Below are 24,458 nucleotides of genomic sequence, written 5' to 3' on the forward strand. Positions count from 1 at the left end.
AAATCGGCTTTCCCGCTGGATAGGCGATGACAATGAAATGCAAATCATGCCAGTATCGCGCCGTCATTTGATAAATGAAGCGACAAGCGAATACGGGATCTCCATGTCATCTATCTTGAAATCCAAGCCCGTCCGCTTCACGGCCAAGTTGGTCTTTGTCTTATTCGTTATCTTCTTTGCAATCTGGTCTAGCTTTGCAATGTGGTTCCAGTTACCATTTGGCGATGCTGTGCGCGGCTCAATCATTGCTGCGTGGCTGGCGGTCTCGCTTTGGGTCGTTGCAGGTGAACGCCAATTTTATTGCCGCCGCAAACGTCTTCTTTTCTGCCTGCTTGCTCTGGTCTTTTTGGGATGGTGGGCAACGATCCGCCCATCACTTAACCGCATCTGGGCGGCAGAAGTCGCCCGCACCGTCACCGGAAAAGTAGAGGGCAATCAGGTTACGCTGTATAATGTGCGTGACTTCGACTGGCGGACCGTGAACGACTTTACACCAGTCTGGAAAGATGAAACCTATAATATCGACAAGATAACGTCAGTAGACCTCTATCTGTCCTACTGGACGGGTCCGGCTATCGCCCACACGCTACTGTCGTTTGGCTTTGAAGATGGGCGGCACGTTGTGTTCTCTGGCGAAATTCGCAAGGAGCATCACGAGAGCTACTCGGCAATTGGCGGTTTTTTCCGTGAATTTGAACTGGCTATGATCGCAGCCGAGGAAAGCGACATTATTTTTCTGCGAACCAATGTCCGCAAAGAAGACGTCTATCGCTATCAGATCGATCTTCCGCCAGCAGCAGCGCGAGAGCTTTTTCTCTCTTATGTAGAGCAAGGTAACCAGCTTGCCCAAAAAGCCAAATTCTACAACACAGTGACTACCAACTGCACGACCATTATTTTCCAGATGGCACGGTTACTCGATCCGGGCATCCCCTTCGACTACCGCGTTCTGCTGTCCGGCTATCTGCCCGGTTATCTCCATGATCATGGATGGATAAAGAACGATGGCAGCACCACCGAAGAAGCCCGCCAGCGCGCCTCTATTGATGCGAAGGCACAGGCAGGTGATCGCGAAGGATATTCAAAACGCATTCGCCAATAAAAAACCCCGCTCACGCGGGGTTTCAATTCAGCGACTGCGTAATATTAGATTGCAGCAGTGATAATGATTTCGACTTTGTAGTCAGGTGTTGCAAGCGCTGCTTCACCGGTCGCGCGTGCTGGCGTGTTGGCCTTGTCGACCCAGCTATCCCAGACTGCGTTCATTTCTGCAAAGTCCTTCATGTCTGCAAGCCAGATGATCGCCTGAAGGATCTTCGACTTGTCAGAACCAGCAGCTTCGAGCAAACGATCGACTTCAACCAGAACGGCCTTGGTCTGATCGGTTACGCTTGCGCCTGGCTCACCAACCTGACCAGCAAGATAAACGGTATTGCCGTGAACAACGGCCTGGCTCATACGTGGTCCGACTTCGATACGACGGATGCTCATGGTGAACTCCTCTCATGACTGCGGCGTGTATATCCGCTTATAAAAATGGTGCACGTTCTTATGAAAGCACCCGCCCGCTTTGGCAATGCTGATCCGTATATATTGTCGAGAATTGTGAACCGACAATTGACTCTTTGTACCCCTTTGCCTATAAGCCGCTCACGTTCGCCCATAAGGGTCAATGGATGGCTTTTGCTATCCTGCTTTTAGGGAAAAGAACTCGCTCCTGTTCAATAGAGCTTGGTCCTGAAACGTAACTATCGAGTTCAGACAAGACCATGCTCGTCGTAAAGACAGAACCAAGAAGGGCCGCACACCGCGGTATTAAATAAATGAAGCGTACTTTCCAGCCATCCAATCTCGTCCGCAAGCGTCGTCACGGTTTCCGTGCACGCATGGCAACAGCCGCCGGTCGTAAAGTTCTTGCTGCTCGCCGTTCGCGCGGCCGCAAGCGGCTTTCCGCTTAATCTTTCCCCGCGCGACCAGCGCGGTGATTAAAGATATGAAAAAGCAGAAACAAATACTCCGCCTTCGCAAGAGAGCGGAGTTTTTGTCTGTCAGGAATGGTGAAAAACGGCGTGGTCCACTGTTTCTTTTAGAAGTCCGGGAACGGACAGAAGAAGAATCTGCAGCTGCCAAAATCGGCGAAAAGCCCCGCGCAGGCTTCACTGTCACCAAGAAAAACGGCAATGCAGTAGTACGCAATCGTATCCGTCGCAGGTTGCGAGAAGCGGTTCGTTGTCACGTGGGGAGTGACATGGCGCTCTCGACCGACTATGTCATCGTAGCACGCGAGCAAGCACTTACTGCGCCCTTTTCGCAACTGACCGCAGAACTCTCCAAACGCATTAAAGCCAAGGATGATCGGCGGGGCGAAAAGAAACGCCGAACGGAAAGACCGGAATCAGGACCCGTCGATGGAAAATAATCGTAATTTCTTCATAACCATTGCACTGTCCATCCTCGTATTAACGCTGTGGCAAGTATTCTATCTGGGACCTAAAACGGAAGCCCAGCGGGAGCAGACACGCATTGAGGAACAGCAGCGCCAAGTCCAGCAAGCCACTCAAAGTGGTCAGGGCAGCGCTCAGGGCGATACTCCACAGATGCCTGGCACTGCCGGCGCAATTCCTGGCCAGCATGATAATGCAGCCGCAGGCGGCACTCTGACCCGCGAAGCAGCTGTTGCACAGTCGCAGCGCGTGGACATTGACACCGTATCGCTGCGCGGTTCGATCAATCTGACCGGCGCACGCCTCGATGATCTCTATCTCAAGAAGTATCATGAGACCGTTGACGACAAGTCGCCTGAAATCGAGTTGCTCGCACCATCCGCACTCAAGCAGGGCTATTTCGTAGAGCTTGGCTTTACCGGCAACGAAGCAACGGGTGAAGTTCCGGGTCCAAACACTGTCTGGGCGGTCGAAGGCAACAACAAGCTGACAGCATCGACGCCTGTTACGCTGACCTACACCAACGACAAGAACGTCACGTTCAAGCGCGTCATCTCGGTTGACGATGCTTATATGTTCGCCGTTGACGACACGATCACCAACAACACCGGCACGCCAATCTCGCTTGCTTCTTATGGCCGCGTTACCCGCTTCAACCAGCCAGAACATGCAAGTGCGACTTACGTTCTCCATGAAGGCCTGATCGGCGTCATGGGTCAGGACGGCCTTCAGGAAATCAAATATTCCAAGGTCGAAGACGACAAGGACATTTCGTTCAAGGACGTCATCGGCGGTTGGGTCGGCATCACCGACAAATATTGGGCAGCAACGCTGGTTCCTCCGCAGAGCGAAAAGTTTACTGCTCGCTTCTCGCACTTCACAGACGGTCGCCCACGCTACCAGTCTGATCTTCTAAGCGCTCCGGTTACTATCGACGCCGGTCAGTCGCAGACGATAAAGAACCACGTTTTCGCTGGTGCGAAGGTCGTTCAGGACATCCAGAACTACGAAACAAAGCTCGGCATCAAGCAGTTCGAACTGCTGATCGACTGGGGTTGGTTCTACTTTATCACCAAGCCGATGTTCTACCTCATCGACTGGATCTACAAGTTCTCAGGCAATTTCGGCGTCGCCATTCTGGTTGTCACTGTTCTGCTCAAGGGCCTGTTCTTCCCGCTGGCTAACAAGTCTTACAAATCGATGGCCCGTATGAAGCTCGTGCAGCCAAAAATGACGGAAATCCGCGAGAAATATGCGGATGACAAGATGAAGCAGCAGCAGGAAATGATGCAGCTTTACAAGCAGGAAAAGATCAATCCGCTTGCAGGTTGCTGGCCAGTTCTGGTTCAGATTCCGGTATTCTTCGCGCTCTATAAGGTTCTCTACGTCACCATCGAAATGCGCCATGCGCCGTTCTTTGGCTGGATTCATGACCTTGCGGCACCAGATCCAACATCGATCTTCAACCTGTTTGGCCTGCTGCCTTTCGCAGTGCCTGCGTTCCTCATGATCGGCGTCTGGCCAATCATCATGGGCATCACCATGTTCTTGCAGATGCGCATGAACCCGACGCCTCCGGATCCAACACAGGCGATGATCTTCACTTGGATGCCGATCATCTTCACATTCATGCTGGCATCATTCCCAGCCGGTCTCGTGATTTACTGGGCATGGAACAACACACTGTCCATTCTCCAGCAGGGCTTCATCATGAAGCGTCAGGGCGTCAAGATCGAGCTCTTTGACAATCTGAAAGACGTATTCAAGCGAAAGCCCAAAGAGGCGAAAAAGTAAAAATACAAAAGCCCGGTCGAAAGATCGGGCTTTTTTTATGCTCGTTCATGCTCAGTGGTTGACAATACGGCCCATAGCATTGATGCGTGTCTTTTACAGAATTATAGACCAGGAAGACGACATTGAGCGATCAGGACAAAAAGCTGGCAGCAGCCCAGTTAGCAGCAGATGCGACCCGCGCAGCGCACGCAGCTTTGGTTGAAGAAGGTCGCCTGCTGTTCAAGAAGTCGTGGATCTTCATCCGTGGCGTGCCCTCGATGAAGTTTCTTCCCGCTGAAGGCCCGGTTGAAATCGCTTTTGCCGGGCGTTCCAATGTTGGCAAGTCATCGCTGATCAATGCGATTGTCGGCAAAAAGGCTCTGGCACGTACATCCAACACCCCGGGCCGCACGCAGGAACTCAACTACTTCGTTCCAGATGGTTATTCCGGCGAGAATGGCGATCTGCCGCCACTCGCACTCGTCGACATGCCGGGCTATGGCTTTGCAGAAGCACCTAAGTCGCATGTCGATGCATGGACGCGCCTCGTGTTCGATTACCTGCGTGGACGCACGACATTGAAGCGCGTTTACCTGCTGATTGACTCGCGCCACGGCATCAAGAAGAATGACGCTGAAGTGCTCGATCTCCTCGACAAAGCAGCTGTGTCTTATCAGATTGTGTTGACCAAAACCGATAAGATCAAGGCTGCGGGCATTCCGCGTTTGATCGAGGAAACCCATGCGCTCACCAAAAAGCGTGCAGCCTGTTTCCCCGGCATCATCACGACGTCGTCGGAAAAGGGCCTCGGCCTTGATGAGTTGCGCGCAGCTATCGCACTGGTCGCCAAGGAATAGGCTTCAGTCAACTTGGGCAAACATCGGACTGATGGTTTAGCCCCTGATTGAGCTGCTCAAATTGCGTGGTGGTTTTCGAGCCATCACGCGTGATACGCACCACATAGATGCTGTCGAAATCAGTGCCATCCCAAGTGGGAACTGCGGCTTTGTCTCCGCCTTCAGCCTTCAGAATATTTCGGGCCAGCTTCACAATCTGCTTGTGCTCCCAGCCGATCAGAACGGTGGCATCTTTATATTCAGGCTTCTCAAGCGCATTCTGCAACTTGCCTATATCCTGATACCCAAAGCGCGTATCGACGGGCATGCCGAATTTTATAGCGGTTGGCTCAACTGTAGCAAGCGGTCGATTATAGGCATAGTGAGCACCTTTATCCTCTTTCAGCTCGGCAGGGTTGGGCGCGAAAATAACGTCCGGTTTGCCAAATTCTGCCTCTATAACGACCGGCAATTTCAACGAACGGTTAAGGCCGCGACAATTCAACTGCCCAAGCCCCTGCTCCGGCTTTTCACCATGTCTTACCATAACAATGGTCTCGGTCGTCGGTGCAGCCTGAGCGACACCTAAGCCCGCAAGGGAAATAAGTGCCGTGAAAATTATTCGCTGCATGAAATGCTCCATTCAAAAAGTGATTGTTGGCCCTTCATCATGGCTTTTAATGCGGCGGTTGAGACTAAGCCGTTCAAATAATCGCGAACAAAAAACGGAAAACCGTTTTACAGAGCGGCGCATATTGCTTAGAAAAGCCTGCCCCTCTTGCCCTGTCGCCAGCCATGGAACCCACGATGACGACTCTTGAAAATCCTGAAATGCAAGCGCAACTCCTCTCAGCAGCCCTGCCCTATATGCAGCGCTACGAGAACAAGAATGTCGTGGTGAAATATGGCGGTCACGCCATGGGCAACCCAGAACTCGGCAAAGCCTTTGCCCGCGACATCGCGCTACTGAAGCAATCAGGCATAAACCCAATCGTCGTGCATGGCGGTGGTCCGCAGATTCAGGCTATGCTGACCAAGCTCGGCATCGAATCCCGTTTTGAAGGCGGCCTTCGCGTCACCGACGAAAAGACGGTTGAAGTGGTGGAAATGGTTCTGGCCGGTTCCATCAACAAGGAAATCGTCGCTCTCATCAATGCTGAAGGCGAATGGGCCATCGGCCTGTGCGGTAAAGATGGCAACATGGTTTTCGCGCGCAAAGCGCACAAAACTGTTATCGATCCCGATTCCAACATCGAAAAAGTGCTTGATCTGGGCTTTGTCGGCGAACCGGCAGAAGTTGATCGCACGCTTCTCGATCTGCTGGCGCGTTCCGAAATGATCCCGGTTATTGCGCCGGTTGCACCGGGTCGCGATGGCCATACCTACAACATCAATGCCGATACGTTCGCAGGCGCTATTGCTGGCGCGCTGGCTGCAACGCGTCTTCTGTTCCTGACCGACGTTCCCGGCGTTCTCGACAAAGACAAGAACCTTATTAAGGAATTGTCGGTTGCTGATGCGCAAGCGCTGATTAAAGACGGCACGATTTCCGGCGGCATGATCCCAAAGGTCGAAACCTGCATCGATGCGATACGTCGCGGCGTTGAGGGCGTTGTCATCCTAAACGGCAAGACACCGCACTCGGTTCTGCTGGAACTTTTCACCGAGCATGGTGCTGGCACACTGATCGTGCCATAAAAGCGCATTCCGAAAAGTGTGCAGCGGTTTTCGGGAGAAATACGCGCAAAAAGATAAAGTGCTATGACCAATCAACCTGAAGCCTCAGCCTTTGCTCACATCACCGACTGGGTATTTGACCTCGACAACACGCTTTATCCACACGCCGCCGATCTGTTTTCGCAGATCGATGTGCGGATGACGAACTATGTAGAAAAGCTGCTCAATCTGCCGCGTGACGAAGCACGCAAGATTCAAAAACAGTTTTATCTGGAATATGGAACCACGCTCAAAGGTCTGATGGAATGCCACGAAATCGACCCGGACGATTTTCTCAAGCATGTCCATGACATCGATTACACATGGCTAACACCCGATCCGGCATTGGGAGAAGCAATCCGCGCCCTGCCCGGTCGTCGCTTCATCTTCACCAATGGTGATCGTGGTCATGCAGAGCGCGCAGCACGTCAGCTCGGCATTCTCGATGATTTCGATGATATTTTCGACATTGTAGCTGCTGGCCTGACGCCAAAGCCTGAGCGCGTCACTTATGATCGTTTTCTGGGTGCTTTCGGCATTGATGCGCGAAATGCTGTCATGTTCGAGGATCTGGCACGCAATCTGGTTGTGCCAAAGACACTTGGCATGAAAACAGTGCTGATTGTACCGAATAATTTTGAGCCGACATTCTCCGAGATATGGGAAAGCGATCCGGAATTTACTGATCAGGTCGATTATGTCACCGACAATCTGACCCAATTTCTGCAAACCATAAATGCAGACCGATAGCCAGTTTACCGGCCTTGAAAAACGTATTGATAAGGCAGCTCACAGCCTTCTCGACAGCTTGCCCCGCCATCGCATCAGCGATGCGCTAATAGAGTTTCTGGTTTTTGGATTAAAACAAGCATGGGCCTGCCTGTTCGGCGGCGCGATGCTGGGCCTCATCATCCTTACACGCTGGTTCTGGCCAGAAGGTGATGCCGGATTTATTACCCGCTACGATTTCCTGTTTCTTTCCGCCGTTGTGATTCAGCTTGGTATGCTTGTCTTCAAGCTGGAAGCTTGGGAAGAAGCCAAGGTCATCGTCATTTTCCATATTGTCGGAACGGCGATGGAAATATTCAAAACCGATGCTGGCTCGTGGATTTATCCAGAGGAAAACTTCTTCCGCATTGGCGGTGTACCGCTGTTTTCCGGCTTCATGTATGCAGCCGTCGGCTCCTATATGGCGCGTATCAATCGCATCTTCGACATAAGGCTCAATAATTATCCGCCGCTTTGGACGACGATCGTGCTGGCAGCTGCGATCTATATCAATTTCTTCACCCACCACTTCTTATGGGATATGCGCTGGGTGTTGTTTGCCGCAACCTTCGCGCTCTACTGGCGCACAACGATGCATTATCGCGTGTTTCGCTTCCGGCATAAAATGCCACTGTTGATCGCGTTTCTGCTGACATCGCTTTTCATCTGGATAGCGGAGAACATCGGAACATGGTCAAAAGTCTGGCTTTATCCAAACCAGCGCAATGGCTGGGAACTGGTTTCACTCAGCAAACTCGGCTCATGGTATCTACTGATGATTATTTCCGTCGTGCTGGTGACACTCGTTCACCGCCCACGCGAATATTCAGAAAACGAAAACGCCCGGCCATAACAGACCGGGCGCTCTGAAAGCTTAAATCGAAGAGATCAGAGCTTATAGAAATTCTTGATCTCGTCCCAAGCCTCATCGGCTGTATCAACGAAGGTCAGCAATTCAATATCTGCGGGCGAAATTGTGCCCTGCTCTGCCAGAAACTCGATATTGATCGCCTTGCTCCAGAACTCTTTGCCAAACAGAATGAGTGGCATGCGTTCCATGCGATCGGTTTGGATCAGCGTCATTGCTTCGAACAGTTCATCCATCGTGCCAAAGCCACCCGGAAATACGCAGATCGCTTTCGCACGCATTAGAAAATGCATCTTACGTATCGCAAAATAATGGAAGTTGAAGCAAAGGTCAGGCGTTACATAAGCGTTTGGTGCCTGCTCATGCGGCAACACGATATTAAGACCAATAGTCGGCGCGCCAACATCCGCAGCCCCGCGATTGCCCGCTTCCATTACGCCCGGACCACCGCCAGTTACGACAATAAACTCACGATAATAGGTGGTCGCTGAATATTCAGAGCAGATGCGGGCAAACTTGCGCGCTTCTTCATAATAGCGCGAATTTGCCTCAAGGTTTTTTTTCTGCACTTCGTTCTTTGCGGCCCATGCGTCACCGCCCGGTTCTGGAATACGTGCACCACCGAACATAACGACAGTTGACTTGATACCACGGTCCGCAAGGATCAGTTCTGGCTTCAAAAGCTCAAGCTGGAGCCGGATCGGACGCATATCGCGTCGCGTCATGAAGTCATCATCCATGAAGGCAAGCCGATAGGCCTCAGCCTCAGTCTGAGGTGTCTTTGGCACGGTACGCGCCTGTTTAACGGCTTCCTCAGAATTCGGGAAAGGCGTCCAGCCAGTCTTCTCCATCGGGTTCATGCTTGCCTGCTCCTTCAATTTCAATGCGTTTTGTTGCCTTAGCATTATTTTCAGCGTTAAATTCTTAATCTGGCGCAATTGCGTTGAGTTATTTCGCACAATAACGCGATTGACCCATATCCTGCCTTCGCTTAATCACTTGGCTGACAACTGCCGGCCAAAAAGACGGCAGCCGCTTATCCTGCCAGTTTATGGAGACCGCCATATGACCAAGCCAGATTTCGCCTCCCTTGAAAAGGTCATCGAAAAGGCTTTTGACGAACGCGATGGCATCAACACAGCAACCCGCGGCGAAGTTCGCGATGCTGTTGAGCAGTCGCTTCTTTTGCTCGATCGCGGTGAAGCGCGTGTGGCAGAAAAACAGGCGGACGGCAACTGGCAGGTTAATCAGTGGCTCAAGAAAGCGGTCCTACTTTCGTTCCGCCTCAACCCGATGCAGATCATCAAGGGCGGCCCCGGCGAAGCTTCCTGGTGGGACAAGGTTCCTTCCAAGTTTGACGGCTGGACAGCCAATGAATTCGAAAAGGCCGGCATTCGCGCCGTTCCCAATTCGGTTGTGCGCTATTCGGCTTACATCGCACCTAATGCGATCCTGATGCCATCCTTCGTCAATCTCGGCGCGTATGTCGATGAAGGCACGATGGTCGATGCATGGGCCACCGTTGGCTCCTGTGCGCAGATCGGCAAGAATGTGCATCTGTCGGGCGGCGTCGGCATCGGTGGCGTTCTGGAGCCAATGCAGGCTGGTCCAACCATCATCGAAGACAATTGCTTCATTGGCGCGCGTTCGGAAGTCGTTGAAGGCTGTATCGTTCGTGAAGGTGCCGTGCTTGGCATGGGCGTATTCATCGGCAAATCGACCAAGATTGTTGATCGCGCAACCGGCGAAATATTCTATGGCGAAGTGCCACCTTATTCGGTCGTCGTTGCTGGCACCATGCCGGGCAAAAATGTACCGGGCGAAAACTGGGGCCCAAGTCTTTATTGCGCTGTAATCGTTAAGCGCGTCGATGAAAAGACCCGCTCGAAGACTTCTATCAATGAATTGCTGCGCGATTAATTTGCCAGCATAATCAAAGAAAAAAGGCGAAGCCCGAAAGCTTCGCCTTTTTTGTATTCACTGCCAAAAGGCTTATTTCTGGTAGCTCGAAGGCGATGCATCGCTGAAACGATGTGCAGAACCATCTGAGTATGTGTTCGTTGGGATCGATGCAGTTGCAGTGTGATCAACGCGCTGGGCAGCGACTGGTGTGCGATCCTTTGCGTACAGATCAGCCGGTTCACCAACATGTGGGTTTCCAGCAAAAGCGGCACCGGCACTAAGAGCAACAGCTACGGTAGCAAGAACAAACTTTTTCATTTTCATAATCCTTCTATCACCCCATCGGATGGCAATTTGCCTATCCCTTCGGGGACTCCGGGATGGCAAACAACCATCCTCCGGGGAGATTTGTTAAATTGATCATTTTCAAATATCGGGTTGTAAGAACCTTGGGAGGCCGCACTTACAACCCGCAATCTCTGTCGTTACGATTTAAAATTAAACTGTAACGACCAATGTCATAATCGTATTCTTAGTTCTGGTAGCTCGATGGCGATGCATCACCAAAACGGTGAGCGGAACCATCCATATTGACCGTCTGGCCAATAGTTGCAGTTGCGGTGTTGTCTACGCGCTGCGAAGCAACAGGAGTGCGATCATTTGCATAAAGATCTGCAGGTTCACCTACATGAGGATTTTCAGCAAAAGCAGCACCGGCGCTAAGAGCAAGGGCAGCAGCAGCAAGAACAAACTTATTCATTTTCTATCTCCTTAGTCATTTGGGCGACGTTCTGTGCGTCGTCCTCATGAGCCTCAAATGGGTGACAGTGATGAAAAATTCTAGTCACGAAAATGTTTTCTTAATCACACATTCGTGCGCCCAACTTCTTCTAACAGGCATGTAAAAATTAGAATTATATATTTTTTACAATATGTTGAATCATATATCAGCAGTAACCAATTTGTTATCATGTCATTTTTGTTCACTTTTTGCGAACACTGTGTCGCCTTTTATTGTGTAACAATATCGAACAATGAATGGTGTTAATCACAATTGCACGGCTAACGATTTCATCTGCAATCTTAAAAAATACACTGAGTCTGGGTCTGCTAATCGCGCAAATGAAAAAGGGAGCGCGCTATGCGACCCCTTCTGCCTGACAGCTCTCGCTTATAGTGATTAAATTAATTGCTGGCGACGTTTACAGAGCGGCCTGCAATTGAAACCCATTGCCCCGAATGCGACGGTGACTGCATTTTAATATAGCGATAAGAAGTCTTCTCAACTGGCAACACCTCTGATCGCATATTGTCGAGAATGTAATCACCACGATCGGTTCGCACGGTCAGCACGATATGTGCCTCGCTTCCCTGCACCATGGTAATCAAAAGCTGCGACGGGCTGATCCCGCGCGCCATAAGCTTGGCACGCTTTAGCAGCACATAATCCTCGCAATCGCCTTTGCCGTTCTTCGGAATGGTCCAGTAATCACGCTTACCGTAATTGTCCTGATCGGAAACCGGCTTGATCGCGGCATTGACCGAAGCATTAACGCTTTGCAGCAGCTTCATACGATCCGGCGTCAGTTTCATCGGTGCAAGAGCACGGTGCGAACTGCAATCGCGCGGTGTGCGCTTGCAGTAATCCAGATGCCCATAAGGAATGCTGGTAATCCCGCCCGCTTCACTCCATTGACCGGCCTTTGCCGGGGCAATAGCTGCGCCAGACAATGCCACGAAACCTAATGCTGCTGTCATCAATAAACGCATAGCGGATTCCCATTTTTAAAATGCTCCGAAAAGCATTTTCTAGAAACTGTTCCCGTTGACCGGCCCGTTTCCCGGGTCTCGCTATCAACCTTTTTTTAACTAACGATGACAGTGGCCCTCTGGTCAAGGAAATTTCATTCCCGATTTGCGACATTCTGAGAAAAGCCGCGATTAAAAGAGCTTTGGTTCGTCGAACCTCCATTTTCTAAAACCCATGCGCACTGCATCTTGTTTACGCTAACGAGGGATTGTTGTTTCATCTGGGGGCGTCCCGATCTAATCTCAAGCCCACACGATTCTCAGAACAAAGCTTTGACATCATGAGCCTTCCTACCAATCCCGCTGAAAACCTCGCTTCTCTTATTCGTTGCCCGTCGGTTACGCCCGCTGAAGGCGGCGCGCTGACCGCATTGGAAGCAATGCTTGAGCCTATGGGCTTTTCAATCCAGCGCCCTGTCTTCACCGACGAAGATACGCCTGACATCGAAAACCTTTATGCGCGCAAATCTGGCAATGGGGCGCATCTGATGTTTGCGGGCCATACGGATGTGGTGCCTCCCGGCAATGAAGGCGACTGGAAGCACCCTCCTTTTTCCGCTGCGATTGAAGACGGTATCATGTATGGCCGTGGTGCAGTCGACATGAAGGGTGGCATTGCCTGCTTTGTGGCAGCGGTTGCACGTCATATCGAAAAGCAAGGTAGCCTCAAGGGCAGCGTCTCTTTCCTCATCACAGGCGATGAAGAAGGCCCAGCGATTAATGGCACCGAAAAGCTGTTACAATGGGCCAAAGACCGTGGTGAAACATGGGACGCATCGCTTGTTGGCGAGCCAACAAATCCCGATACGCTTGGCGACATGATCAAGATCGGGCGTCGCGGTTCAATCTCCGGCACGATCACAGTTCATGGTGTGCAGGGCCATGCCGCCTATCCGCACCTTGCCGAAAATCCCGTGCGTGGCATCACAACCCTTGTCGATAGTCTGCTCTATCCAGCTTTTGATGAAGGCACTGAAGATTTTCAGGCCAGCAATCTGGAAGTCACCACCATCGATGTTGGCAACAAGGCCACCAATGTCATAGCCAATAAGGCGGTAGCGTCCTTAAATATCCGTTTCAACGATACGTGGACGGCAGACAGCCTGAAGGCCGAAATCATCTCGCGTCTTGAAAAGGCTTCGCGCAATGACCGCCTTCGTCCGGGCCGCGAAACACCAATCAATTATGAACTGACATGGCGCGAACATCCGAGCCATGTGTTCCTCACACGCGATGAGAAGCTGATCGGCACGCTCACATCTTCTGTAGAGGCTGTCACCGGCAAACGTCCGAAGCTGTCTACATCGGGCGGCACGTCAGATGCGCGCTTCATCAAAGATTATTGCCCGGTCGTCGAATTCGGCCTTGTTGGACAAACCATGCATATGGTTGACGAGCGCGTGGCTCTTGCCGACCTTGAAGGGCTGACACAGATATACGAACGCTTCATCGCTGACTTCTTCGGATAAGGGAACGACATGCCCAGTCTGGATGATATTTTCAGATATTTCACGGGCGTCTGGAAGATGATGCTTGGCCGCAAAGACGGCCTTGCATATCTGGACATCTCAGCAGAAGATTTCTGGGCATCTTTCTATGCGATTATCGTGGCTCTCCCGCCGCTTCTTGCGACATGGGTCGCCTATTCGGCCGATCTGACAGCGGGCCGCGATGAAGCTGGTCTCCGCCTTGCAATCGTTATCCGTGCAGCTATCGTTGATATTGCTGCGTGGATAATTCCGCTTGTCATTATCGGCCTACTTGCCCGCCGCATTGGCATATCAAAGCGTTACGCGCCTTACGTCATCGCAACCAATTGGGGCAGCGCGTTGCTGGCTTGGCTTTTCGCGCCAATAACCCTCATTCAACTGTTCTTTCCGGGAGCGCTGGATTTTGCGACGCTGTTCGCTTTTGTACTTTTCGGCATCTCAATTATCTTGAGCTACCGACTGACATTCATCGTACTGCAACGCCCGCACGCCTATGTCGCACCATTTTATGCCTGTGTGTTTTTCGGCTCACTGTTTATCACAGTGTTCCTGCAACAGCTGTTTGGCATCGGAATTGGCGCGGAGAGTTTTTAAAGCGCATCCCGAAAAGTGTGAAACGGTTTTCGGACAAGATGCGCGTCTAAACAAAGAATTAGAGCGCGGATCTCATTCAATCAGATCGAAACGTGCTCTAAAACGGAAACGGGTAGTCGACGCCAACCAGATACAGACCATAAGGTGGCGCAACCTGACCGCAAGCCTTGCGGTCTTTCGCTTCCAAAGCGGCCTGCAAATCATCAGCCGTCCAGCGGCCAACGCCCACTTCCATCAGGCTGCCTGCAAAGGAACGCACCTGATTATGCAAGAATGAACGCGCCGAAACCCGCATTTCGACATAATCGCCCGTACGCGTAATATCGAGCCGGTCGAGCGTCTTGATCGGGCTTTTTGCCTGACATTGCGTCGCGCGAAATGTCGTAAAATCATGTTCGCCGAGCAAGCGCTTTGCAGCTTCATGCATGGCTTCGTGGTCAAGGCGCTTCTGCACCCACCACACGCGCTGATAATCTATCGCTAAGGGCGAACGGCGATTATGAATGCGATAAAGATAATGTCGGCCACGCGCCGAAAACCGCGCATCAAAAGCATCCGTTGTCTTTTCGACATTCAAAATACTGATGCGCTCGTTGGCCATCACCAGATGCGCGTTCAACGCATCGCGAACCTTGGCCGCACCCCAATCCTTGGCAAGATCAACATGAATAACCTGAGCGCAAGCATGAACACCCGTATCTGTACGCCCCGCTGCACCTAGTGTCAGATCTTCACCGCAAAACTTCTTAAACGCCTTTTCAATGGCGTTCTGCACAGCATAGCCGTTTTCCTGCCGCTGCCAGCCGACATAGGGCGTGCCGTCATATTCGACCGTGATCTTATAACGAGGCACCGCTCAAAGCACCTTCGTCACGTTTGCACCACGCAGAAACTCTTGTGCAGGCAAAGGCTTACCGCCAGACCGTTGCAATGTCACAAGACGCACAGCGCCATCACCACAAGCAATCGTCAGACGATCATCAAGCACGGTTCCTGGCGTTCCACTACCTTCGCCCAATGTGGAGCGCTGGAGTTTGACGCGTTCGACTGCACCGTTGATTTCCATCTCGCACCACGCACCCGGAAACGGAGAGATGCCGCGGATTGTGTTGTGAACATCCTTCGCAGGCTTCGACCAGTCGATACGCGCCTCGGCCTTGTCGATCTTGGCGGCATAAGTTACACCATCGTCGGCCTGCGGCTGAAGCGTTAGACTCTCACGCTCAAGCGCGCCCAATGCGCGCACCATCAGATCAGCACCGATCAAGCTCAAACGATCATGCAATTCACCTGCCGACATATCCGGCGTGATCGCAACTTTCTCGACCATGGCAACGGGACCAGTATCAAGCCCCACATCCATTTTCATAATCATCATGCCGGTTTCAGTATCACCGGACATGATCGCACGCTGAATAGGCGCCGCTCCACGCCAGCGCGGCAGAAGCGAGGCATGGCCATTGTAACAACCCAAACGCGGCGCATCGAGAATAGCCTGTGGCAGCAGCAGGCCATAAGCCACGACAATTGCGACATCGGCTTCAAGGCTCGCAAAGACGTCCTGCTCTTCGGTGCCTTTGAGACTTTTCGGCGTGAAAACCGGAATGCCAAATTCTTCGGCCTTTTCGTGCACCGGCGACTTGGTCAGTTCCAGTCCGCGACGGCCAGCCGGACGCGGTGGCTGCGAATAGACCGCGACCACTTCATAGCCCTGACCGATGATAGCTGTGAGGATTGGCACGGAGAAATCCGGCGTCCCCATAAAGACGATCCGCATCACAAAGCCTTACTTGGCGCGCGCTGGCTTGCGAGCTTTTTGAACTTCTTGATCACCATATCGCGCTTAAGTTTGGAGATATGATCGATAAACAGCACGCCATTCAGATGATCGATTTCATGCTGCAAGCAGGTCGCCATCAGCCCATCGGCTTCCATCGACTTTTCCTTGCCATCCGCATCGAAGTAATTGACCTTGATCGTCGCAGGTCGCTCAACCTCAGCATAATAATCCGGGATGGAAAGGCAGCCTTCTTCATAGACGCTGCGCTCGTCCGATGAGACTACAATCTCCGGATTGATGAAGACGTGCGGCTCTTTCGGAGCGTCTTCCTTAGCGAGATCAATCACCAGCATCCGCAGAGGTTCGCCCACCTGAATGGCAGCGAGACCAATGCCCGGCGCGTCATACATGGTATCAAACATGTCGCCGGCAAATTTGCGCAATTGATCGTCAAAGCGTTCAACTGGCTTGGACAGTTCACGCAGAAGAGGATCCGGAAGAATGATAAGCGGTTTAATAGACATGCGTTTCACGTAATCGCTTGCGCGAGAATCGTCAATTATAACTTGCAAAATGTTCTTGTTTTGATCTCATCAAGGCAACACGAATCAGCTAAGCTTCACCTATGGAAAACCAGAATCTCTTGAACGAACCACTTTTGCAGCTTGGCGCAACCTCTTTCACGCTTGGAGATATACTCCTTGCGGGCATAGTCGTGCTGGTTGTTTGCCTTGCAATCTTTCTCATTGCGGCGGCCCGATCTGCCCGACTTCGTGCCGTTGCGGAAGCACAGGCCGAAGACCGTGCGCGCGATGCGGAATATCGCATGGCGGAGATTCTGAAAGCCCAATCCGAAATGCAGGGGCGGATGCAGACCATGGCCGAAGTCTTCGGCTCACGACAAGCAGAGCTTAATCAATCAATCCGCGAACGTCTCGACGGCATGACCCATCGCATCGGCCAGACCATGACCGAGCAGACACGCTCCACCCATGAAAATCTTGCAAAGTTGCAGGAGCGTCTAGCGGTCATCGACACAGCACAAAACAATATCCAGTCGCTTGCCGGTCAGGTCGTGCAGTTGCAGGCAATCCTCGCCAACAAGCAGACGCGCGGCGCATTCGGCCAGTCACGCATGGAAGCGATCATTGCCGATGGCTTGCCGCAAGGCGCTTACGAGTTTCAGGCAACACTGTCCAATGGAACACGCCCCGACTGCCTCGTGAGGATGCCTAACAACTCACCATCATTGGTGATTGACGCAAAATTTCCGCTCGAAGCATGGAATTCCATGCGTGCAACCGAACAGCCTGAGGCACGTAAGGCCGCCATTGCGCAGTTTCGACGCGATATGGAAGTACATATCAAAGACGTCTCCGACAAATATCTGATCACGGGCGAAACACAGGACACGGCCTTCTTGTTCGTGCCTTCTGAATCGATCTTTGCGGATATTCACGAGCATTTTGAAGCGCTGATACATCGCGCTCACCGCGCGCGGATCGTGATCGTTTCACCCTCGCTGCTGATGCTTTCAATTCAGGTTATTCAATCAATCCTCAAAGACGCGCGTATGCGCGAGCAAGCCCATGTCATTCAGGGCGAAGTGGTGCGTTTAATGGAAGATGTGGGTCGCCTTGATGAACGCGTGCGCAAGCTGCAAACCCATTTCCTACAAGCCAACAAAGACATTGACGATATTCTGGTGTCTTCAAACAAAGTGACGAAGCGCGGTGCAAAGATCGAAGCGCTGGAATTTGGCCCGGCACCTGCTGAAGAGCCTCAGCGTCCGACGCGACAGTCGGATAACGCACCCACCCAAATGCGCCTGCGCGTGGTGGATGAGGATTAGAGCAATTTCCAAGAAAAACTTAGAGCGTATCCTGAAAAATATGAAAAACTTTTGGGATACGCTCTAAGAGTTTGTTGGAAGGACTCACTCTTTCAAAGAAGTGAGAGCCTCCGTTACTGCTACAAAGCGTTTGAAGTGAATTTTCAGAACCTGCGTGACGACGTCAACATCGGCAATTTTTCCATGTTGAAGCACAAAACTTAGACCAAATGGATTGCCATTCAGCCTGTTTAAGTCGGGATTTGCCGTGCTTGGCGTAACGACCAAGCACCCCCATGCTGCAGCGACTGCATTCAAATCATCAACAACGCGCTCTTGCCCTGCATGGGCAAAGCCTGAAGTCGCCATACCAGTAAATGTCTTGTTGAGATATTTACCGTTTACTGCAGCCTCGTGATTGGCATCGATAAACGCCTTCATCGCCGATGACATTAATCCGGTGTGAGAGGGCGAAGAGAATACAAACCCGTCCGCCCACTCAAGATCAATCGCCGAAGCATATTCTAGTTCTGACAACTCGGCGCTTGGAGCTTGAAGTTCCACGCGCCGAATTCTGACACTCGCGCCCAGTTCTTCAAGAACCGGAGAAAGAAGCCGTGCAAGCACAAGATTTGCACCAAAGTTACTAGAAATAGCGATGAGTATCCGCGCCATAACAACTCCAGAAAATTATTTAGCTTCCGAGAATTTTTGCAAGATATACCCACACTGGAGCAGCGATCACAAAACCTAGCACGCTGACTGCAAGTGACGATGTTCCTGTTCGCGTATAAACCTGAAAGCGGCTGGAAATAATAATGCCCGAGAATGCTGGCGGAAGCGCAACACTGAGAACCAGCATTTGCAGAACGAGCGGGCTAAGACCGCAGAGCCAGCCAGCAATCAGAAATACACCGGGCATCAGTATGAGCTTGAAAGCCGTATTGTAGGCAACTTCTTTGTCGAGTTCGATTTTGTAGGCTGCAAGTGTCAGACCCGCTGCAAAAACCGCCACGCTGGAATTGGCCTGTGCCAACAGTTTGAAAGTTGGATCGAACTGGGCAGGCACTTTAATGCCAACAAGAACAAGCGCTACGGCCAGCACTGGGGCCCACACCACTGGCTCCTTGAACGCGGAAAGCAGTGCATTGTCTTTGGGTGCATCAGCAGTTGTCTTGTCGCCGCCGCCACCTGCATTCAAGAGGTAAAGCCCAATCGGAATGGTAACAGCGTTCACAACAATCGCCACAATGGCGATGACAAGACCAGTTTCAACGCCGGTGCCATAAAGAGGATCCAGGATAGCGTAGCCTAGGAATCCGATTGTTGGTGATCCGGCGATCAAGGCGCAAACGGCGGCTTCCGCCTTGCTTCGCTTGAAGAACCACTGCATCGTGAAGTAGGAAAGCATGAAAAGCGCAACCAGACCGACGAAAGAAATAATCGTCAATGTCGCATTTTCAAACAACATCGCGCGGTCCGCGCGAACGATGGAAACAAACAGAGCGGCGGGAAGTGCGAAATCCAGAACCAGCTTATTGAAAACTTTTGCCTGATCTTCTGCGAAGATGTTTTTCTTACCGCTGACATAGCCTAAGATCATAACAACAAAGATCGGGATGAGGTCAGAGACCAGCATCTTCGACATGAATTCTTCCATGATCATTCCCCTTGACATAGCTGCCGCCTCAAACGCCAAAGGATTAGTCCGACGCGATCAACAGCCCATGGCACCCAAAATTGCACATAGTATCGTACGGAAAATAAGGGAGTTCGTTCATCAGAACGAACTCCTTAGATCTCAGCGAAGCGTCAGCCTTTGACGATCGTCTGGTATTTCTGACGCAGCGCTCCCATCAGCGGATCACCAACATCAAGATGCCCCTTCACGAGCTCTTTCGGCGTCAATGCAAGCCAGTTGTTGAGAGATACGTCCTTATATTCACCGGTGTGAAAGACGTTCAGAACACGGACAGGCTCATTGCCGGTATTTTCGATGTAATGCGCCAATGTCTTGGGTACATAGCCTACATCGCCCGCAACGAAATCGAAGGTACGCGCGTTGTTGACAGCATCAAAAACCGTCATGCGGGCCTGACCACTGATATAATACTGAATTTCATCAGCATCGGGATGCCAATGAATTTCACGCATGCCACCCGGTTCCAGATCGATAAACAGCGCCGCAAGATTGGTCACTGCGAAATTGCTGCTGTCGACAACCTGCGTCGCACCACCTTCAAAATGGTTCTTCTGCTGCTTGGATGCACGGAACACATACTTGTCCGTAAAGCTCACTGCACCAAGATCACGACGAACTTCTTCGAGCGGAGCTGGTACAGGCTGGCGGAAAATATATTTTTCTTCGGAAGGAATACCGTCAAAAGCGCTTTCAGGTACACCAAAATTCTTAGCAAGAACTTCGCGCGGAGTATGTGCAAATAGCTCTGTCACAAGCAAAGTCTGGTTTTCAGAGAAATTACCGTCGTTGAAGACAAGTACGAACTCCGTGCCCTCTTCAAGCCCCTGAATTGCATGTGGAAAACCGGCAGGCGCAAGCCAAAGGTCACCCGGCTCAAGATCTTCAACCAATGTCTGACGCTTATCATCCACCAAATAGAAGCGAACCTTCCCTTTCAGGACATAAGCCCACTCGGCTTCTTTGTGCCAATGCATCTCGCGAACGACGCCAGCAGGAAGGCGCATGTTGACAATTGCCAACTCTTTCAAGCTGCCCATTTCACGCTGGGTAACTTCACGTGCCCAACCACCGTCTTCAAGACGGTTATGTGCCATGGCAAAAGGAAATTTCAGATTTGGAATGCCGCCATGATCTGTTTCAGGGGGCAGCAGAATATCGGGGTTCTGCGCTTCCACTTCCAGATTACGCGGCCCTACAATATCCGCACCCTTTGTGCCACGTATCGGCTGCACAATATCTGTCATCGACTTGCCCTTCCCAAAAAAGTTTAAACCCGTTACAATTCGTGAGTAAATACAGATTGGGGTAACGCATCAAGTATAAATAATATTTTTAATTCTTATCTATTCTCTTGATAGATTTCTTGAGGGCCTATATTCTGCGCCGATTAATAGGCTGATTAAAAACGGCCGTTACCAAAGTTTCTAGGCCAATTAAAAGCTATTTTGGATAGTCCAATATCGATTATTTTCACAAAAAAACCGCGCCGTGATTTTCATGTTTCCAAAATGCACAGAGCACAAATTCTGGATGCTACCTTATAAAGCAAATAGCCCGCTCGGGGCGGGCTGTTGTTGGGGGCGTTTTGCCCTTGTATTGTTATACGGGCAACACGGTTGATATATCTTCTTTAGATTTTTGGATACTTTGGTTTTGTGTTCCGGATTTATCCGGTTTGTCGTGTAATTGATTATCGATTTTGGCCGAACGGTACGCACATAAGTAGATATAGGTGCATGGGGCTGCATAAGATGATTGACGTATTTGGGTGATATTTGGTTGCGGACACACAACTACCGATACCGACATTCGTTGGAGGTAGCAATCTAGCAACCTTTAAAAGCGAGATACCATCACGCCTTACGGCATATCTCCATGAAGGTTACGGTACACGATAGCGGCATCCGATTCCGCTGGGCATCGGATAGAGTAACAAGAGCCGTCGATAGGATCGTTTCATAGGCCATTCTTATAAAGTCGCAGGCTTGGATTAGCGCCCAAAGCTCGGGGACACGAAGCTCGCTTTACGGAGCCTCTACCGCGCCATCAACCCATTGCTACTTAATGGCTTCCATCTGTGGAATCGCCCTTGTTGATCGGCACTTTTCAAAAGCATCGTGAGAGTGTCCCGGCGCACCAGATCAAATTCCGACTGACCTCTCCTTTCCCGAGAAGGACATCTTTGAGGAGTGTGGTTCCCTACTTCCGAGCCTTAGGTCAGTCGAATGATTGCCTCGCTGAACAGATTCAGAGACGTTTCGGCCCCAGGGGAGGACGTCACAATTCCGAAACATTTTTTGAGCTTGCTGGCTTGATCCTCAAGGTGCGCCACTTGCCGACGCGGAGCTGAGGACCGAGTTCGCGCGGCACAGGGGCGATTTAGTCCAGCTCGATGCCTTGAACCGCGAACTTAATAGCCGCGACACAGACGAGGCGTTCGACCTTCAGATAGAGATCGTGCAAGTCCTGACAAATCCTCGAAAGGCCGCGCAGACTACCCCGAAAGGAGATCCTGTCGTTGCCTGGCTGAAGGCTTTTCTCCTAAGCCACCGGATGTCCGCAGCCGACGAGCGTCCTCTTCACCAATATCGAATGTCATATGCCAAATATCAGGGCGCACGCTTACTTCTTAAGGTGTCGAGACCAAGCTTGACCGGGACGATGGTCCTGCGGCAAGCCTGTTTGTGGCCTTTTGCGCGTAGTGGTTTCGGCGCGAAGAGACATCACTCCTCCTTCGCTGGGTTGCCCTTGCGCCGAATGTATTCGGCGCCATTCCCAAAAACCGCCGTCGGAATCTCGGAATATGGTTCATCGTCGCTGGCAGAATATCTCCGAAAACTGATGAGGTTCGCTTTAGCGGGCAGCAACCACGACCATGTACGAGGGTTCGTCGGCGACATTTCTAACGAAATTCGAATCTCGCTCAGGCTAGATGGTTTCATTAATCTCTCTTGTAAACTTATCCTGAAACTCGTCGAATGGAAGCGAATGGCGGATCAAGGACCGGCGGGCGTCGGCCCACTATCGTCTCTTGACGCGCAGCACCCTGGCTGGAAGGATTCGCTCCCGATCTACATTCCCGGCGACGACGACAGGACCACGAGATCGTCGACTATGAAGCCATCATCATTCGCCGCATCTTTTTGGAATTCGCCAACGGTATTGGTACACGCACCATTGCACGCACATTAAATGAAGAAGGCGTTTCAGGACCTGCGGGAAAGCTATGGAACGACACCACTATCCGCGGACATGTAAAGCTTGACACCACGCTCATAAACAATGAACTCTATATCGGTCGTTTGATCTGGAACAGGCTGCGCTATATCAAAGACCCATCAAGCGGCAAACGGGTTTCACGACTCAATCCAAAATCCGACTGGATTATCAAAGACGTTCCGGAACTCCGTATTGTTGATGACGCACTCTGGCACGCGGTGCGTGCGCGTCAGGGCGAGATTGCCAAGACGTTCATCCACGTCACAGAGGCTATTCGTAACCATCACAAACAAAACCGCTTAAACGGAACCCGCAGACCAAAATCGCTTCTGTCTGGCCTCGTCACATGCGGCATATGCCAAGGCTCACACTCGCTGCGCGGTTTAGATCGCTTTGTTTGCTCCAACCACATCAGCAAAGGAACCTGCACGAACAGTCGAACGATTGCGCGGAGCATACTGGAAGCTCGCGTGCTTGCAGGACTTGAACGTCATATTATGACTCTAGAGATTGTCGAAGCCATAACCAATGTCATGTATCATCAGTCCATGAAACAAAAGATGGACCTATTGGAAACGCGCAAGGCAGAGCTAACCGCCCTCCTCGTAAATCTGCCAGATGGCATGCCTGACATTCTTCCAAGCGCTTCCGCGATCTATAGGATGCAAGTCACAGCACTTAAAAAAAGCGCTGAACGATCCCGAACAACGACAGGCCGCCTCGCAGCGACTTCGCTGCTTAATTGACAAGATTTCTCTGACGCCGGGCCAAAAACATGGCCAAGTCGATGCAAACTGGCACGGTGAATTGGGTGCAATTCTAGGCAGGATAGAACGTCAAACCATTGGAACGTCTGCAAAAAACAAAAATCCCGCAGCTATGGATTGATTATCGATTTGGTTGAACGGGCTTCTCATGTAGCTTGTAGAGGCGGTATAGCTACGAATATGGCGTGTGCATCAAAGGTTTTAGTATTTTTTTTTGAGATTTTGGTTGCGGGGGCAGGATTTGAACCTGCGGCCTTCAGGTTATGAGCCTGACGAGCTACCGGGCTGCTCCACCCCGCGTCAAAGAATTACGGACTTTTGAGCCCGGAAGCGAAGTCAGGCCCTTATACTAGGTTAGGCCTGATGAGGTGAGATCGTTTAAAAATCGATTGATTATCGATTTTAGACCGAACGGGCTGCTCCGAGCCACTCTCACTTAGTCATATATTCGGTATTTTGCGCGCTTACTGCGTTGAAAGTCTGTTTGTATGGATTTGAGAAGATGTTGATTATTTGTGTGCTTAGCAGACCTGGCAGCGACCTACTCTCCCGTGTCTTAAGACAAAGTACCATTGGCGCTGGAGCGTTTCACGGCCGAGTTCGGAATGGGATCGGGTGCAGCCGCTCCGCCATAACCACCAGGTCGGCGAAGAACACAAATATGAGAAGCTGGTTGTCTTTCGTGCAGATAATAAAACGATATCAGTTTAAGCGTTTCGAAGCGAAGCTTCGCAAGGCCGACTGGCCGTCGCCGATGTTTCGGCGTGCTGTCCGCAGGCTAGCCTGACGTTAGTCAGGCGCTCAGCCGTAAGGACATAAACTAAACTAATATCTATCGAACATTGTTCGATGGATATTGTAAATGAGAGTGATCAAGTCGATCGAGCTATTAGTACCGGTAAGCTACATGCGTTGCCGCACTTCCACACCCGGCCTATCAACGTGGTAGTCTTCCACGG

Annotated in this window: 25 protein-coding genes, 1 tRNA gene and 2 rRNA genes; 13 read left to right on the plus strand and 15 right to left on the minus strand. The window is 51.3% G+C overall.

What is annotated here, in order from left to right:
* Window positions 1-103 precede the first annotated feature (103 nt).
* A complete protein-coding gene (locus ACOZHT_RS14665) occupies window positions 104-1,102 on the plus strand; it encodes a DUF4105 domain-containing protein (RefSeq protein ID WP_421565859.1) in 999 nt (332 codons plus the stop codon).
* Between the two features lie 44 nt (window positions 1,103-1,146).
* On the opposite strand, the gene ACOZHT_RS14670 is transcribed toward ACOZHT_RS14665, so the two are convergent.
* A complete protein-coding gene (locus ACOZHT_RS14670) occupies window positions 1,147-1,491 on the minus strand; it encodes a RidA family protein (RefSeq protein ID WP_094505387.1) in 345 nt (114 codons plus the stop codon).
* A 332-nt stretch (window positions 1,492-1,823) separates the two neighbouring features.
* Between ACOZHT_RS14670 and rpmH the strand changes: the two genes are divergently transcribed.
* The 4 genes from rpmH to yihA all read left to right on the plus strand — a co-directional run bounded on the left by rpmH (window position 1,824) and on the right by yihA (window position 5,074).
* A complete protein-coding gene (gene rpmH / locus ACOZHT_RS14675) occupies window positions 1,824-1,958 on the plus strand; it encodes a 50S ribosomal protein L34 (RefSeq protein WP_094505388.1) in 135 nt (44 codons plus the stop codon).
* Between the two features lie 35 nt (window positions 1,959-1,993).
* Complete coding sequence (rnpA, locus tag ACOZHT_RS14680; RefSeq protein ID WP_250038627.1) at window positions 1,994-2,419, plus strand: ribonuclease P protein component; 426 nt, start codon at window positions 1,994-1,996, stop codon at window positions 2,417-2,419.
* Window positions 2,409-4,238 (plus strand): membrane protein insertase YidC, encoded by a 1,830-nt coding sequence (yidC, locus tag ACOZHT_RS14685; protein WP_421565860.1) that lies wholly within the window; start codon window positions 2,409-2,411, stop codon window positions 4,236-4,238. Before rnpA ends, yidC begins: the two co-directional genes overlap by 11 nt.
* Window positions 4,239-4,360: 122 nt before the next feature.
* Window positions 4,361-5,074 (plus strand): ribosome biogenesis GTP-binding protein YihA/YsxC, encoded by a 714-nt coding sequence (gene yihA, locus ACOZHT_RS14690; RefSeq protein ID WP_339511238.1) that lies wholly within the window; start codon window positions 4,361-4,363, stop codon window positions 5,072-5,074.
* Window positions 5,075-5,081: 7 nt separating this feature from the next.
* Here yihA and ACOZHT_RS14695 read toward each other — a convergent pair whose 3' ends face one another.
* Window positions 5,082-5,684 (minus strand): hypothetical protein, encoded by a 603-nt coding sequence (locus tag ACOZHT_RS14695; protein WP_339511236.1) that lies wholly within the window; start codon window positions 5,682-5,684, stop codon window positions 5,082-5,084.
* 176 nt (window positions 5,685-5,860) lie between these two features.
* On the opposite strand from ACOZHT_RS14695, the gene argB reads away from it, so the two are divergent.
* From argB to ACOZHT_RS14710, 3 genes are all read left to right on the plus strand, one after another.
* A complete protein-coding gene (gene argB, locus ACOZHT_RS14700) occupies window positions 5,861-6,751 on the plus strand; it encodes an acetylglutamate kinase (protein WP_094505418.1) in 891 nt (296 codons plus the stop codon).
* 63 nt (window positions 6,752-6,814) lie between these two features.
* The gene (locus tag ACOZHT_RS14705; protein ID WP_421565861.1) at window positions 6,815-7,519 is read left to right on the plus strand and encodes a pyrimidine 5'-nucleotidase; all 705 of its coding nucleotides are present in this window, start codon (window positions 6,815-6,817) and stop codon (window positions 7,517-7,519) included.
* Complete coding sequence (locus tag ACOZHT_RS14710; RefSeq protein WP_339511232.1) at window positions 7,506-8,390, plus strand: DUF817 domain-containing protein; 885 nt, start codon at window positions 7,506-7,508, stop codon at window positions 8,388-8,390. The genes ACOZHT_RS14705 and ACOZHT_RS14710 overlap by 14 nt, the downstream gene beginning before the upstream one ends.
* Window positions 8,391-8,425: 35 nt before the next feature.
* Here ACOZHT_RS14710 and ACOZHT_RS14715 read toward each other — a convergent pair whose 3' ends face one another.
* Window positions 8,426-9,265, minus strand: coding sequence for an LOG family protein (locus tag ACOZHT_RS14715; protein ID WP_339511230.1), 840 nt, complete (start codon window positions 9,263-9,265; stop codon window positions 8,426-8,428).
* A 205-nt stretch (window positions 9,266-9,470) separates the two neighbouring features.
* Between ACOZHT_RS14715 and dapD the strand changes: the two genes are divergently transcribed.
* Window positions 9,471-10,325, plus strand: a complete 855-nt coding sequence (gene dapD, locus ACOZHT_RS14720; protein WP_339511228.1) for a 2,3,4,5-tetrahydropyridine-2,6-dicarboxylate N-succinyltransferase — start codon at window positions 9,471-9,473, stop codon at window positions 10,323-10,325.
* A gap of 72 nt (window positions 10,326-10,397) precedes the next feature.
* On the opposite strand, the gene ACOZHT_RS14725 is transcribed toward dapD, so the two are convergent.
* The 3 genes from ACOZHT_RS14725 to ACOZHT_RS14735 all read right to left on the minus strand — a co-directional run bounded on the left by ACOZHT_RS14725 (window position 10,398) and on the right by ACOZHT_RS14735 (window position 12,077).
* On the minus strand, window positions 10,398-10,625 hold the full coding sequence (locus tag ACOZHT_RS14725; protein ID WP_339511226.1) for a hypothetical protein: 228 nt from the start codon (window positions 10,623-10,625) through the stop codon (window positions 10,398-10,400).
* Window positions 10,626-10,839: 214 nt separating this feature from the next.
* Window positions 10,840-11,067 carry a hypothetical protein gene (locus ACOZHT_RS14730; protein WP_094505394.1) on the minus strand — a complete coding sequence of 76 codons (228 nt, stop codon included), beginning with the start codon at window positions 11,065-11,067 and terminating at the stop codon, window positions 10,840-10,842.
* Between the two features lie 425 nt (window positions 11,068-11,492).
* Entirely contained in the window at window positions 11,493-12,077 is a 585-nt protein-coding gene (locus ACOZHT_RS14735; protein WP_339511220.1) for a transglutaminase-like cysteine peptidase, read from the minus strand.
* Between the two features lie 320 nt (window positions 12,078-12,397).
* Here ACOZHT_RS14735 and dapE point away from each other — a divergent pair, with 320 nt between their 5' ends.
* Together dapE and ACOZHT_RS14745 are read left to right on the plus strand one after the other, a co-directional pair.
* Window positions 12,398-13,585: a succinyl-diaminopimelate desuccinylase gene (dapE, locus tag ACOZHT_RS14740; protein ID WP_339511218.1), complete on the plus strand. Its 1,188-nt coding sequence runs from the start codon at window positions 12,398-12,400 to the stop codon at window positions 13,583-13,585.
* Between the two features lie 9 nt (window positions 13,586-13,594).
* Window positions 13,595-14,200 carry a hypothetical protein gene (locus tag ACOZHT_RS14745; protein WP_339511216.1) on the plus strand — a complete coding sequence of 202 codons (606 nt, stop codon included), beginning with the start codon at window positions 13,595-13,597 and terminating at the stop codon, window positions 14,198-14,200.
* 97 nt (window positions 14,201-14,297) lie between these two features.
* Here the strand turns inward: ACOZHT_RS14745 and truA are convergent, their stop codons facing one another.
* The 3 genes from truA to def are packed head-to-tail and all read right to left on the minus strand — an operon-like array spanning window position 14,298 to window position 16,504.
* Window positions 14,298-15,053, minus strand: coding sequence for a tRNA pseudouridine(38-40) synthase TruA (gene truA / locus ACOZHT_RS14750; RefSeq protein WP_339511214.1), 756 nt, complete (start codon window positions 15,051-15,053; stop codon window positions 14,298-14,300).
* Between the two features lie 3 nt (window positions 15,054-15,056).
* Window positions 15,057-15,977 carry a methionyl-tRNA formyltransferase gene (fmt, locus tag ACOZHT_RS14755; protein WP_339511212.1) on the minus strand — a complete coding sequence of 307 codons (921 nt, stop codon included), beginning with the start codon at window positions 15,975-15,977 and terminating at the stop codon, window positions 15,057-15,059.
* The gene (def, locus tag ACOZHT_RS14760; protein WP_339511210.1) at window positions 15,977-16,504 is read right to left on the minus strand and encodes a peptide deformylase; all 528 of its coding nucleotides are present in this window, start codon (window positions 16,502-16,504) and stop codon (window positions 15,977-15,979) included. The genes fmt and def overlap by 1 nt, the downstream gene beginning before the upstream one ends.
* A 101-nt stretch (window positions 16,505-16,605) precedes the next feature.
* Here def and ACOZHT_RS14765 point away from each other — a divergent pair, with 101 nt between their 5' ends.
* Entirely contained in the window at window positions 16,606-17,832 is a 1,227-nt protein-coding gene (locus ACOZHT_RS14765; RefSeq protein WP_339511208.1) for a DNA recombination protein RmuC, read from the plus strand.
* Window positions 17,833-17,916: 84 nt separating this feature from the next.
* On the opposite strand, the gene ACOZHT_RS14770 is transcribed toward ACOZHT_RS14765, so the two are convergent.
* The 3 genes from ACOZHT_RS14770 to ACOZHT_RS14780 form a co-directional block, all read right to left on the minus strand.
* Window positions 17,917-18,486: a flavodoxin family protein gene (locus tag ACOZHT_RS14770; RefSeq protein ID WP_339511206.1), complete on the minus strand. Its 570-nt coding sequence runs from the start codon at window positions 18,484-18,486 to the stop codon at window positions 17,917-17,919.
* Window positions 18,487-18,505: 19 nt separating this feature from the next.
* Entirely contained in the window at window positions 18,506-19,459 is a 954-nt protein-coding gene (yfdV, locus tag ACOZHT_RS14775; protein WP_339511204.1) for a transporter YfdV, read from the minus strand.
* Between the two features lie 164 nt (window positions 19,460-19,623).
* Window positions 19,624-20,757 carry a cupin domain-containing protein gene (locus ACOZHT_RS14780; protein ID WP_339511202.1) on the minus strand — a complete coding sequence of 378 codons (1,134 nt, stop codon included), beginning with the start codon at window positions 20,755-20,757 and terminating at the stop codon, window positions 19,624-19,626.
* A 1,884-nt stretch (window positions 20,758-22,641) separates the two neighbouring features.
* Between ACOZHT_RS14780 and ACOZHT_RS14785 the strand changes: the two genes are divergently transcribed.
* Window positions 22,642-23,478 carry a recombinase family protein gene (locus ACOZHT_RS14785; RefSeq protein ID WP_421565872.1) on the plus strand — a complete coding sequence of 279 codons (837 nt, stop codon included), beginning with the start codon at window positions 22,642-22,644 and terminating at the stop codon, window positions 23,476-23,478.
* 244 nt (window positions 23,479-23,722) lie between these two features.
* On the opposite strand, the gene ACOZHT_RS14790 is transcribed toward ACOZHT_RS14785, so the two are convergent.
* From ACOZHT_RS14790 to ACOZHT_RS14800, 3 genes are all read right to left on the minus strand, one after another.
* Window positions 23,723-23,799: transfer RNA gene (locus ACOZHT_RS14790), tRNA-Met, on the minus strand.
* Window positions 23,800-24,027: 228 nt separating this feature from the next.
* Window positions 24,028-24,142: ribosomal RNA gene (rrf, locus tag ACOZHT_RS14795) — 5S ribosomal RNA — on the minus strand.
* Between the two features lie 225 nt (window positions 24,143-24,367).
* Window positions 24,368-24,458 (minus strand): 23S ribosomal RNA (locus tag ACOZHT_RS14800); the annotation flags it as partial.

Source organism: Ochrobactrum sp. EDr1-4 (genome assembly GCF_049199085.1).
GTDB lineage: Bacteria > Pseudomonadota > Alphaproteobacteria > Rhizobiales > Rhizobiaceae > Brucella.

Excerpts from the sequence above, each read along its gene's own strand:
- argB (WP_094505418.1), top strand. The coding sequence starts at position 5,861 with ATGACGACTCTTGAAAATCCTGAAATGCAAGCGCAACTCCTCTCAGCA.
- ACOZHT_RS14780 (WP_339511202.1), bottom strand. The coding sequence starts at position 20,757 with ATGACAGATATTGTGCAGCCGATACGTGGCACAAAGGGTGCGGATATT.
- yidC (WP_421565860.1), top strand. The coding sequence starts at position 2,409 with ATGGAAAATAATCGTAATTTCTTCATAACCATTGCACTGTCCATCCTC.
- ACOZHT_RS14695 (WP_339511236.1), bottom strand. The coding sequence starts at position 5,684 with ATGCAGCGAATAATTTTCACGGCACTTATTTCCCTTGCGGGCTTAGGT.
- ACOZHT_RS14725 (WP_339511226.1), bottom strand. The coding sequence starts at position 10,625 with ATGAAAAAGTTTGTTCTTGCTACCGTAGCTGTTGCTCTTAGTGCCGGT.
- ACOZHT_RS14745 (WP_339511216.1), top strand. The coding sequence starts at position 13,595 with ATGCCCAGTCTGGATGATATTTTCAGATATTTCACGGGCGTCTGGAAG.
- ACOZHT_RS14665 (WP_421565859.1), top strand. The coding sequence starts at position 104 with ATGTCATCTATCTTGAAATCCAAGCCCGTCCGCTTCACGGCCAAGTTG.
- ACOZHT_RS14670 (WP_094505387.1), bottom strand. The coding sequence starts at position 1,491 with ATGAGCATCCGTCGTATCGAAGTCGGACCACGTATGAGCCAGGCCGTT.
- ACOZHT_RS14715 (WP_339511230.1), bottom strand. The coding sequence starts at position 9,265 with ATGAACCCGATGGAGAAGACTGGCTGGACGCCTTTCCCGAATTCTGAG.
- dapD (WP_339511228.1), top strand. The coding sequence starts at position 9,471 with ATGACCAAGCCAGATTTCGCCTCCCTTGAAAAGGTCATCGAAAAGGCT.
- ACOZHT_RS14770 (WP_339511206.1), bottom strand. The coding sequence starts at position 18,486 with ATGGCGCGGATACTCATCGCTATTTCTAGTAACTTTGGTGCAAATCTT.
- fmt (WP_339511212.1), bottom strand. The coding sequence starts at position 15,977 with ATGCGGATCGTCTTTATGGGGACGCCGGATTTCTCCGTGCCAATCCTC.
- dapE (WP_339511218.1), top strand. The coding sequence starts at position 12,398 with ATGAGCCTTCCTACCAATCCCGCTGAAAACCTCGCTTCTCTTATTCGT.
- ACOZHT_RS14735 (WP_339511220.1), bottom strand. The coding sequence starts at position 12,077 with ATGCGTTTATTGATGACAGCAGCATTAGGTTTCGTGGCATTGTCTGGC.
- rpmH (WP_094505388.1), top strand. The coding sequence starts at position 1,824 with ATGAAGCGTACTTTCCAGCCATCCAATCTCGTCCGCAAGCGTCGTCAC.
- ACOZHT_RS14710 (WP_339511232.1), top strand. The coding sequence starts at position 7,506 with ATGCAGACCGATAGCCAGTTTACCGGCCTTGAAAAACGTATTGATAAG.
- ACOZHT_RS14765 (WP_339511208.1), top strand. The coding sequence starts at position 16,606 with ATGGAAAACCAGAATCTCTTGAACGAACCACTTTTGCAGCTTGGCGCA.
- rnpA (WP_250038627.1), top strand. The coding sequence starts at position 1,994 with ATGAAAAAGCAGAAACAAATACTCCGCCTTCGCAAGAGAGCGGAGTTT.
- yfdV (WP_339511204.1), bottom strand. The coding sequence starts at position 19,459 with ATGTCGAAGATGCTGGTCTCTGACCTCATCCCGATCTTTGTTGTTATG.
- def (WP_339511210.1), bottom strand. The coding sequence starts at position 16,504 with ATGTCTATTAAACCGCTTATCATTCTTCCGGATCCTCTTCTGCGTGAA.
- ACOZHT_RS14730 (WP_094505394.1), bottom strand. The coding sequence starts at position 11,067 with ATGAATAAGTTTGTTCTTGCTGCTGCTGCCCTTGCTCTTAGCGCCGGT.
- ACOZHT_RS14705 (WP_421565861.1), top strand. The coding sequence starts at position 6,815 with ATGACCAATCAACCTGAAGCCTCAGCCTTTGCTCACATCACCGACTGG.